Raw genomic sequence first — 12,518 nt, 5'->3', positions numbered from 1 at the left:
CCATGCGTCTGCGATCCCAGCATCCACCGGAGCACTTGCTGCATGTCTATGGCCCGACGGAAACCACCACGTTTGCCACGGCCTATGAAATCCCCGTGAAGGAAGATGAATGCGTTATTCCCATTGGTCACCCGATCGCCAATACCCGGATCTATATTCTTGACGCTGAGGGTCAGCCGGTTCCCCTTGGTGTGATCGGTGAAATTCATATTGCCGGTGCGGGGGTGGCGCGGGGTTACCTGAACCACCCTGAACTGACGGCGCAGCGTTTCCTTACCGATCCGTTCTCACCGGAGCCGGATGCGCGGATGTACAAAACCGGCGACCTCGGCCGCTGGCTGCCCGACGGCAATATTGAATACCTTGGCCGCAATGATTTTCAGGTCAAACTGCGCGGCTTCCGCATCGAGCTGGGCGAAATTGAGTCCCGGTTAATGCAGTGCCACGGGGTACGCGAAGCGGTGGTCATCGCCCGTGAAGATGTTTCTGATGAAAGCCTGTCTGATAAAAACTTTTCTTATAAAAACAAGGTAAGTCAGAAACGCCTGATCGCCTATCTGCGGCCACAGGAGGGCGTTGAACTGGTGCCGGCGGAATTGCGTCAGCAACTGGCACAGCACCTTGCCGACTATATGCTGCCCGGTGCCTTTATTACGCTGGCGTCTTTCCCGCTGACACCTAACGGTAAAATTGATCGTCAGGCCCTGCCTGCCCCCGATTTATCGGCTATCGTGGTACGCAGCGACGAATCTCCCATCGGTGAGGCTGAAATCGCGCTGGCTCAGATCTGGCAAAATCTTTTGGGGCTGGAACAGGTCGGCCGTGATGACCATTTCTTTGAACTCGGTGGTCATTCGTTGCTGATCGTCAGCCTGATTGAAAAACTACGGGGTATGGGTTGGCGACTTGACGTTCACCGTGTGTTCTCTACCCCGATCCTGCGTGGGATGGCACAGGCGATCGAACGGGATGCCGGCGCTTCTGTCGTACCACCTAACCGCATTCCCGATGGATGTACCACCCTCATTCCCGCTATGCTGCCGCTGGTTTCACTTTCCCAAACTGAAATTGACACTATCATCGACCACATTCCCGGCGGGGCGGGCAATGTGCAGGATATCTATCCGCTGGCTCCGTTGCAGGAAGGGATCCTGTTTCATTACCTGATGCAGACACAGGGAGATACTTACCTGTTACAAAGCCTGCTGGCTTTCGATACCCGTGAGCGTCTTGATATGTTTCTGGATGCCTTGCAGCAAGTCATCAACCGCCACGATATCCTACGCACCGCCGTCTACTGGCAGGGGTTGGAACAACCGGTTCAGGCCGTTTGGCGTCAGGCCCCGCTGGATATCAAAGTTTTTACCCCAGTCACTGAGGATGATATTCCCGCACAGTTACGGGCTGATACCGATCCGCGCCAGCATCGCATCAACCTGAACCGGGCACCCCTCTTTGCCGCTGATATTGCCCATGACCCGGCACAGGATGAATGGCTGCTGGCCTTGCGTTTCCATCATCTGGTCAGTGACCATATCACACTGGAACTGATTTTCGCTGAAATCGCCCTGATGTTGCAGGGTGAGGCACAATCACTGCCCAAGGCCCTGCCTTATCGCAACTTTATTGCCCAGACCCGAAGTGTGCCAACCGAGCAGCACGAGGCTTATTTCCGTGCCCGGCTGGCGGATATTGACGCCCCGACGGCCCCTTTCGGTGTGCTCTCAATGCCAGACAATAAAATACCGGACGAAGAGGAATCTATCGCCGAAGCCCATCTCGCTCTCCCGCCCGCGCTGGCAGAGTCCATCCGCACCCGGGCACGGCATTTGAAAGTGAGTCCGGGCGTGCTGTTCCATGTCGCGTGGGCACAAGTGCTGGCACAGACCAGCGGCCGCAGCGACGTCGTTTTTGGCTCCGTATTATTGGGGCGTCTGCAAGGGAGCGCAGGGGCCGATCAGGTGCTGGGGATGTTTATCAACACGCTGCCCGTGCGCATTTCTCTGGCGGATCACAGTGTACAGGCGGTAGTACAGGCCACTTTCCGCGATTTAATGACGCTGTTGGAACATGAACAGGCACCGTTGACACTGGCCCAGGGATGCAGTGGCGTCGCACAACCCCTGCCCCTGTTCAGTAGCCTGCTCAATTACCGTCATTCTCAAGTCAACGACGCCAATGCCGTTAATCCTATTTGGTCCGGCATGCGGGTTATCGCCACCAGGGAACGCACCCACTATCCCGTGACGCTCTCCGTCGATGATTTGGGCGTGGGTTTTCACCTGAGCGCCCAAACGGTAGCCAGTATCAATCCGGATCGGGTGACCCAGTATTTGTTGACCGCAATGACGGGTCTGGTCGAGGCTTTAATCCACAACCCGCAACAAGCGATTCTGGATGTGTCTATCCTGCCAGAGGCAGAACGGCAGCAATTGCTGGTCGATTTCAACGCCACGCAGGGGGATTTTCCACAGGATGCCCTTGTTCACTCGCTGTTCGAGATGCAGGTGGCGCGACAGCCTGATGCCACCGCCGTGGTGTTTGAAGATCAGACACTCAGCTATCACCAACTGAATCAACGCGCCAATCAACTGGCCCATTATTTGATCACGCAGGGCGTATGCCCGGATGATCGGGTGGCGATGTATGTCGAACGCAGTCTGGAAATGGTGATTGGCTTCCTTGCCATCCTCAAGGCGGGAGGGGCTTATGTCCCGCTTGATCCTGCCTACCCGACCGAGCGGTTGACCCATATGCTTGAGGATGCGGCGCCCATTGTCTTGCTGACCCAACAAGCGCTGGTCAACACCCTGCCCAGCCCGGTGCCTGCGGTGTTGCTTGATGCCCAGACACCGTCCCTGACGTCACAGCCAGTCCATAATCCGGACGCGCAGGCACTGGGGCTGACATCACGCCATCTGGCGTATGTGATCTATACCTCCGGCTCTACCGGAGTGCCAAAAGGGGTGATGGTTGAGCATCGCGGCCTGAGCAATCTGATCACGACCCAGCAGGATACTCTGGCGATCAAACCCAACAGCCGTGTCCTGCAATTTGCTTCAAACAGTTTCGATGCCTGTATCTGGGAATGCTGCATGGCACTTCTGGGAGGTGCCCGTCTCCATCTTGCCCCGCGCACGCAGCTTTTACCCGGCCCGGCTCTGTCGGGAATTCTGGAAACCCAGGCCATTACACACATGCTTCTGTCACCGACGGCGCTGGCCGCGCTGGATACGCTCCCCGCGACACTGGAAACCCTGATCGTGGGGGGCGAGGCTTGCCCGTCCTCACAGGTTAAACGCGGGTCAGCCGGGCGGCGGATGCTCAACGCTTATGGTCCCTCTGAGATTACGGTTTGTGCATCAATCTATCGGTGTGATAGCCGGGAACCCGGCGCGCCTCCCATTGGCCGCCCGATCACCAACACGCAAATTTATATTCTTGATCCTGACGGCCGGCCGGTTCCTCTTGGCGTCGCGGGTGAAATCTATATTGCCGGTGCCGGGGTTGCCCGTGGCTACCTGAACCGCCCTGAATTAACCGCCGAACGTTTCCTCCCCGATCCGTTTTCCTCAGACCCTGCTGCGCGCATGTACAAGACCGGCGATCTTGGACGTTGGCGTTCCGATGGCAACATCGAATATCTTGGCCGCAATGATTTTCAGGTCAAGCTGCGTGGCTTCCGGATTGAACCGGGGGAAATCGAAACCCGGCTGCGGCAATGCCCCGGTGTACGTGAAGCCATTGTGCTTATTCGTGAAGATATGCCTTATATTCACGAAGACGCTCCTGATGCAGGTTCGGGAAAAGAAAATCCGGGGAAAAAGACAGGAAACCAGAAACGGTTGGTCGCTTACCTGTGTCCCCAATCGGGGGTTGAACTGGTGCCGGCGGAGCTGCGCCAACAACTCGCCCAACACCTGGCTGACTATATGCTGCCCAGCGCTTTTGTGACCCTCGATGCTTTCCCGCTGACCCCCAATGGGAAACTCGACCGTCAGGCACTTCCGGCACCGGATTTGTCTGCCATCGTTGCCCGTGGTTACGAAGCCCCCGGCAATGAAGAAGAAAGGGAGCTGGCTCAGATCTGGCAAGATCTGTTGGGGCTGGAACGGGTGGGTCGCTACGACAACTTTTTTGAACTCGGTGGTCACTCACTGATGATCGTGCAACTGGCCGCACGCCTGCAAGACGCATTTTTCGTCGATATCCCCATCTCGTCATTGTTTCTTTCCCCGGTATTAGCGGAACAGGCTGACATCATCCTGACCGCTCAGATAGAGGCTATCGGGAAAAACGATATTGAATCGCTGCAAAACACGCTTGATTTGATGTCAACGGAAGAATTAATGGCCATTTTAGGCGGAGACGGTAACCAATGATAAGGACTGACATGAATCTCGATAATCTGAAACGCGCGGTTTTAAAAAAGAAAATCAAACAACAATTGCAAGCTCAGAAGCAGCAGACGCGGCCGCCGATCAAGCCGGTTGCCCGTGATCAGCCCCTGCCATTGTCCTTTGCCCAACAGCGCCTGTGGTTCCTTAACCAGCTCGATCCGTCGGCCGGCCTGGCCTATCATATTCCCGTCGCGCTGCGCCTGACCGGTTACCTTAACCCTGATGCCCTGACGGCGGCGCTCAATCGCCTGATTGCCCGCCACGAAAGCCTGCGTACCCGTTTTATGCTGATCGGGGGCCAACCCTGCCAGCACATTGATCCGGCTGACATCGGTTTTGCCCTGTCCTGTCAAGACCTGCGTTCATTGGACGCAGAAGCACACACTCATCACATTGCTGAACAGGTTACCCTTGAAGCACAGACGCCTTTCGATTTGACGCAAGACCCACTTATCCGCGGCCGGCTTCTGCAACTGACCGGCGAAGTGCATGTGCTGCTGTTGACTCTGCATCACATCATCTCTGATGGCTGGTCTATCGGGGTGCTGGTGCATGAACTGGGTGCCCTTTATCGTGCCGCCCTCGATCATCATGCTGACCCCTTTCCACCCCTGCCGATTCAGTATGCTGACTATGCCGTCTGGCAACGGGAGTGGTTGCAGGGAGCCGTCCTCACCAAACAACGCGATTTCTGGTGTACCCAACTCCGGGGTGCCCCGGCGTTGCTGAAACTGCCCACCGATCGGCCAAGACCCCCCGTACAGACGTATACCGGCGGTCAAGTCCCCGTACAGTTTGATGCCACTTTGCTGGCATCGCTCAAATCATTCGGGCAACGGCATAACACCACGTTGTTTATGACGATACTGGCGGGTTGGAGCATCGTACTCGCCCGACTCAGTGGTCAGGATGATCTGGTGATCGGCACGCCGGTCGCCAACCGTCCGGGCCATGAGTTTGAAGGTCTCATCGGTTTCTTCGTCAATACGCTGGCCTTGCGCATAACATTGAGTGATACCCTCCGCGTTGGCGACCTGCTCACCCAAGTCCGTGAACGGGCGTTGGCCGCCTACTCCCATCAGGATCTGCCCTTCGAGCAAGTGGTGGAAGCGCTACAGCCCGAACGTAGCCTGAGTTACAGCCCGGTTTTTCAGGTGATGCTGGCCTTAAACAACACGCCCGCCAAAACGCTGACCTTACCCGGCCTGCAACTGACTCCCGTGGAACATTCTCCCATGGAACAAATACGCTCCAGCACCCATTTCGATCTGACCCTGTCATTGACAGAAATTGCGTTGACAGAACCCACGTTGACGGAAACCACTGCGTGTCTGGTCGGCGAACTGGAGTATGCCGTTGATTTGTTTGATTCTGCCACTGTCGAACGCATGGTCGGTTATTTAAAACACGTATTGGCGGCGATGACAACGGATGCGACACAAGCCATTGCCCGTCTGCCGATGTTGCCGGATGCGGAGCGGCAGCAACTGCTGGTGGAGTTCAACAACACCCAAATGGATTTCCCGCAGGACGCCCTGATCCATCAATTGTTCGAGGCTCAGGCGGCATTGACGCCCAATGCCACCGCAATCGTGTGTGAAGACCAATCGCTCAGTTATGACGAACTGAACCGCCGCGCCAATCGGCTGGCTCATCATCTGATGGCACTGGGAGTGCGCCCGGATGAACGGGTGGCGATCTGTGTCGAACGCAACCCGGACATGGTGGTGGGATTACTCGCCATTCTCAAGGCGGGCGGGGCCTATGTCCCGCTCGATCCGGCCTATCCCGCCGAACGGCTGGCCTATATGCTGGGGGATGCCGCCCCGATGGTGATACTGACGCAAACCGCGCTGGCCGACAAACTGACTGGATCTGTCCCCACGGTCTTCATCGACAGCCCGGAAGACTCCCTTGGGGAACTGCCGCCGGATAATCCTGATGCGCAGGCACTGGGGCTGACATCCCGCCATCCGGCCTATGTGATCTACACCTCTGGTTCCACCGGACAGCCCAAAGGGGTGGCGATTGCCCACCGCAATACGGTGAATTTCCTCACTTGGGCACAACGGACGTTCAGCCCTGAAGAGTTGGCGGATACCCTGTTCGCGACTTCGCTTAATTTTGATTTAGCGGTGTACGAATGCTTTGCCCCCCTGATTTCGGGTGGCACGGTGCATATTGTTCCCGATGCGCTCTCGTTAGTCACCGTCACAAAACCCCCGGTCAGCCTAATCAACACCGTGCCGTCGGCTATCGCCCACCTGAACGACGCCAATGCGATCCCGGCCGCCACCCGAACCGTTAATTTAGCGGGTGAAGCCCTGAAACCTCATGTCGTTGAACATTTATTTGCCCGTTCTTCGGTCCAGAACGTGTGTAATCTCTATGGCCCTTCTGAGACGACCACCTATTCGACCTGGACACGCATGAGTCGGGCGACCGGTTTTGTCCCCCATATTGGCCGCCCGATCGCCAATACCCGGATCTATATCCTCGACCCTGAGGGGCAACCGGTTCCCCTTGGTGTCAGCGGTGAAATTCACATCGCGGGGGCGGGTGTCGCCTGCGGTTATTTGAATCGCCCTGAACTCACGGCGCAGCGTTTCCTCGCCGATCCGTTCTCCTCAGATCCTGATGCGCGCATGTACAAGACGGGGGATCTCGGCCGCTGGTTACTGAACGGCAATATCGAATATCTTGGCCGTAATGATTTTCAGGTTAAATTGCACGGCTTCCGAATTGAACCCGGTGAAATCGAAGCGCAGTTAATGCGATGCCATGGCGTGCGTGAAGCGGTAGTGCTTGTCCGTGACGCCATTTCTCCTGAAAACAAGACGGATCATCAACGACTGGTGGCCTACCTGCTGGCTCAAGATGGCGTTGAACTGGTGCCTGCGGAATTGCGCCAGCAGCTCGCCCGGCATCTTGCTGACTATATGCTGCCCAGCGCCTTTATGATACTCGACACTTTTCCATTGACGCCCAACGGCAAACTCGACCGTCAGGCATTTCCGGCGCCTGATTCATCGGCTGTCATCACACGCGGCTATGCCGCACCGGTCGGGGAAGTGGAAATTGCTTTGGCCAAGATCTGGCAAGATTTGCTGGGATTGGAGCACGTCGGCCGCCATGATCATTTCTTTGAGCTGGGTGGACATTCGCTGATGATCGTCAGCCTGATTGAACAACTCCACTCTCTCGGCTGGCGGCTGGATGTGCGCAGTGTGTTCGCTACCCCGATCCTGGGTGAACTGGCGCAAACCATGCTGGCCTATCAGGATGACCCTGATGCTTGCGCAGTGCCAGACAATCTTATCCCCGCAGATTGCACCACCATCACCCCTGAAATGTTGCCTCTCGTTTCGCTGACCCAAACTGAGATCAATGCCATCACCGAGACGATCCCCGGTGGAGCCAGCAATGTGCAGGATATTTATCCACTGGCACCGTTGCAGGAGGGTATTCTGTTCCATCATTTGTTGCAGACACAAGGCGATGATTATCTGTTGCAAAGCCTGCTGGCTTTCGATAGCCACGAACACCTTGATGCCTTTTTGGATGCCCTGCAACACATCATCAATCGCCATGATATTTTGCGCACTTCCGCCTATTGGCAAGATCTGGCCCAGCCGGTACAAGTGGTCTGGCGTCAGGCGCCGCTGAACATTAATGTCTTCACTCCGGCCACGACGGACGACGTTCCCGCTCAGTTGCGCGCTGATACCGATCCACGTCAGCATCGCCTTGACCTGAGCCGGGCACCGCTTTTTACCGCCGATATCGCCCACGATCCGCGACAGGATGAATGGTTGTTATCTCTGCGTTTCCATCATCTGGTCAGCGACCATATGACACTGGAGCTGATTTTTGCTGAAATGGCCCAAGTGTTGCCAGGCCATGCTGACAGGCTGCCGACGGCATTGCCTTATCGCAACTTTATCGCCCGCACGTTAAGCGTTCCCACCACCGCGCATGAGGACTATTTCCGCACCCAGCTTGCCGATGTTCATGAACCCACGGCACCGTTCGGGATACTCAACGTGGACAGCGATCAGCGGGCCATCAATGAGTGCCGGCTCCCGCTTGATCCCGCTCTGGCCCGGACGATCCGCGTTCAGTCCCGCCGTCTGGGAGTCAGCCCCAGCGTATTGTTCCATGTCGCCTGGGCGCAAGTGTTGGCACACACCAGCGGCCACGACGATGTGGTCTTCGGCTCCGTCCTGCTGGGCCGTCTACAGGGAGTCTCCGGAGCCAACCGGATGCTGGGGATGTTCATCAATACCCTGCCCATGCGGATTTCCCTGACCGGGTACAGCGTACAAGACGTCGTGCGGGCCACCTATCGCAATCTGACCGCGTTGCTGGAACATGAACAGGCACCGTTGGCACTGGCACAACGATGCAGTGGCGTGGCGCAACCCATGCCGCTGTTTAGTGCCTTGCTGAACTATCGCCACAGTCAGGCCGGCGACGCTAAATCCGTTAACACGGCTTGGGCAGGGATGCGCATTCTGGCGGCGGAGGAACGAACCAACTACCCCATCACCCTGACGGTGGATGATCTGGGAACCGGTTTCCATCTGATGGCCCAAACCGTAACCGGGATCGACCCCGCCCGTGTGACCCATTATCTGATCACGGCGCTCAGCGGGCTAACCGATGCCCTGATTCACCATCCACAGCAACCCATTCTGCAAGTGCCGATTTTGCCAACTCCGGAGCAACAACAACTGCTGGTGGATTTCAACGTCACGCAGGCCGATTTCCCACAGGATGCCCTAATCCATCAACTCATTGAAACCGAAGCGGCTCTCCATCCCCACGCGATCGCCGTGGTCTGTGGCAACCAATCACTCAGTTATGGCGAGCTGAATCGCCGTGCCAATCGTTTGGCGCATCATTTAATGGCGTTGGGTGTCCGTCCGGATGATCGGGTAGCGATGTGCGTCGAGCGCAGTCTGGAGATGGTGGTAAGCCTGCTGGGTATTCTCAAGGCCGGGGGGGCCTATGTGCCGCTTGATCCGGCTTACCCGACCGAGCGACTGGTGTATATGCTGGAGGATTCAGCCCCCGTGGTGTTGCTGACTCAATCCATGCTCTGGCCTGATACGTTTACTTCCTCTGATCACACGGCTAACTCAACCGGCGCCATACCGATATCGATTCCGGTCATCATCGTTGATGCCCAAGAGCCGTTGCCGGAAGCACAGCCGGATCATAATCCAGCCGTGCCAGCTCTGGCAGCCCACCATCTGGCGTATGTGGTTTACACTTCCGGCTCTACCGGGCAACCCAAAGGCGTGATGAGTAGTCATCGGGCCTTGTGTAACCGGCTGCTGTGGTTTGTTCGTGACATCATAACGCGTGACATCGCAGTACGTGACATTGTCACATTACCCTTAGTGGCCGCACTGAAAACCAGCATCAGTTTTGTCGATTCCGTGACGGAAACATTGGGTGTATTGTTGGCCGGTGGCAAGCTGGTCGTTTTCGACAACCCTACAGTGAAAGACCCGATTCGTTTCACTGAAGGCTTGCAGCGCTTTGAGATTAACCTTTTGGTGGTCGTCCCTTCGCTGTTGAAACTCTTGATACAACATCATCATAATCAAGACGATCATGGCCGTGGCCTGAAATCAATTCGGACATTGATTTGCAGTGGAGAACGGCTGGCACCTGAATTGGCACGGCAAGTCGTGGCCGATTATCCTTGGCTCCGGCTGCTGAATTTCTATGGTTCGTCTGAAATCAATGGTGATGCCACGTGGTATGAGTACTGCGCGACATCCGGTGTCCCCACGGCTTCGGTGATCGGCCGCCCGATCGCCAATACCCAAAGTTACATTCTCAATCCTCGCGGTCAGCCCGTTCCCCTTGGCGTGACGGGGGAAATCTATATCGCCGGCGCGGGGGTTGCCCGTGGCTATTTGAATCGCCCTGAACTGACGGCGGAACGTTTTCTTACCGATCCGTTCTCTGCAAATCCGGACGCCCGCATGTACAAAACCGGCGACCTCGGTCGCTGGCTGCCCGACGGCAATATTGAATACCTTGGCCGCAATGATTTTCAGGTCAAACTGCGCGGCTTCCGCATCGAGCCGGGTGAAATCGAGGCTCAACTTATGCGCTGCCCCGGCGTGCGCGAAGCGGTGGTGATGGCCCGTGAAGACGTTTCTGATGAAAACCTGTCTGATGAAAAAACAGCGGGTCAGACACGTCTGGTGGCCTATCTGCGGCCATTGGAGGGCGTTGAACTGGTGCCGGCGGAACTGCGTCAGCAACTGGCACAACACCTTGCCGACTATATGCTGCCCAGTGCTTTTGTGATACTCGATACTTTCCCATTAACCCCCAATGGCAAACTTGACCGTCAGGCACTGCCTGCCCCGGATTTATCGGCGGTGGTAACCCGCAGCTATGCCGCGCCGGTCGGCGAAATCGAAACCGTGCTGGCGCAAATCTGGCAGGATCTGCTGGGACTGGAGCAGGTGGGCCGCCATGACCATTTCTTTGAACTCGGCGGGCATTCCCTGCTGGCGGTTCAGCTTATGGCACGCATTCGCCAGACATTGGCACGAGAACTGCCGTTACAGCAACTGTTTGCCCGGCCGGTGCTGATGCTGCTGGCTCAGGCGTTGGCTGAAGTTCCCACTCTCACCCAGATTGCCATTCCGCCGGCCGACCGCACTCAGCCCCTGCCGCTGTCCTTTGCCCAGCAACGCCTGTGGTTTTTGGCCCAGCTCGACCCGGCCGCCAGTCTCGCCTACCATATTCCCGCAGCACTGCGCCTGACCGGTGCGCTCGATCATCATGCTCTGGCGATTGCATTGGATCGTCTGGTGGCCCGCCATGAGAGTTTGCGTACCCGTTTTGTGCAGGTCGAAGGCCAACCCTGCCAGCACATCGATCCCGCTGACACCGGTTTTGCCCTGTCCTGCCGTGACCTGCGTCAGCTCGATCCCACCCTGCACGCCAGCCGGATTGCCGGGCTGACTGAACTTGAGGCCAAAACGCCCTTCGACTTTGCCCAAGGCCCGCTGATCCGGGGTCAACTGCTGCAACTGGCAAATGAGGAGCATGTGTTACTGCTGACCCTGCATCACATCATTACCGACGGCTGGTCTATCAGCATACTGGTACGCGAATTGGGTGATTTCTACCGCGCGGCCCTCAACGGTCATGATGAGCCTTTACCTCCGCTGCCCATTCAATACGCCGACTATGCCGTCTGGCAGCGCGACGGGCGACAAGAAACCGCCCTGATTGCCCAACGCGACTTCTGGTGTACCCGGCTTGCGGGCATTCCGTCCCTGCTGGCACTTCCCGTCGATCGGCCACGTCCGACGGTACAGACCTATGCCGGCGGCCAAGTCGCTTTCCACCTTGATGCCGGTCTATTGGCCTCACTCAAGGGGCTTGGGCAGCGCCATAATACCACCCTGTTTATGACGATACTGGCGGGCTGGAGTAGCGTACTCGCCCGGCTCAGTGGTCAGGAGGATATTGTCATTGGTACGCCGGTTGCCAACCGCCCGCACCAGGAACTGGAGGGGCTGATGGGTTTCTTTGTCAATACCCTGGCCTTGCGTATCCGCCTCAATGATAAACTCACGGTGGCGGATTTGCTGGCTCAGGTGCGGGAACAGGCGCTGGCTGCCTATGCCCATCAGGATCTGCCCTTCGAGCAGGTGGTGGAAGCGTTGCAGCCTGAGCGCAGCTTAAGCTACAGCCCGGTTTTTCAGGTGATGCTGACCTTAAACAACATGCCCGCCCAAAAGCTGGTATTACCCGGTTTACAGCTCACCCCCATGGAACAGGCACACCATGGTGCTCATTTTGATCTGACGTTATCACTGACCGAAACTGAATCCGGTCTGGTCGGTGTTCTGACTTACGCCGCTGACTTGTTTGATTTTGCCACGGTTAAACGGATGACCGGCTACCTGAGCAATATACTGGCGGCGATGGTCGCTGATGAGACGCAAACCCTTGCTGTTTTGCCGATGCTGTCAGGATCAGAGCGGCAACAACTGCTGGTGGATTTCAATGCCACTCAGGTGGATTATCCGCCAGCGGCTTTCGTCCATGCCGGGTTTGAAGCGCAGGCCGCGCACC

2 protein-coding genes are annotated in these 12,518 nt (G+C 56.9%); both read left to right on the top strand.

The genetic code is table 11. The features are described from left to right. The coding region (locus tag Xbed_RS17300) for a non-ribosomal peptide synthetase (RefSeq protein WP_086114090.1) at positions 1-4,382 on the top strand (4,382 nt) is incomplete at its 5' end. 11 nt (positions 4,383-4,393) lie between these two features. Then, positions 4,394-12,518 (top strand): amino acid adenylation domain-containing protein (locus tag Xbed_RS17295; RefSeq protein WP_244182538.1); only part of this gene is annotated, 8,125 nt, incomplete at its 3' end.

The organism is Xenorhabdus beddingii, assembly GCF_002127545.1.
Taxonomy (GTDB): Bacteria; Pseudomonadota; Gammaproteobacteria; order Enterobacterales; family Enterobacteriaceae; genus Xenorhabdus; species Xenorhabdus beddingii.
The sequence above is the reverse complement of the archived record's forward strand: the minus strand, read 5'-3'. Positions and strand labels throughout refer to the sequence as shown.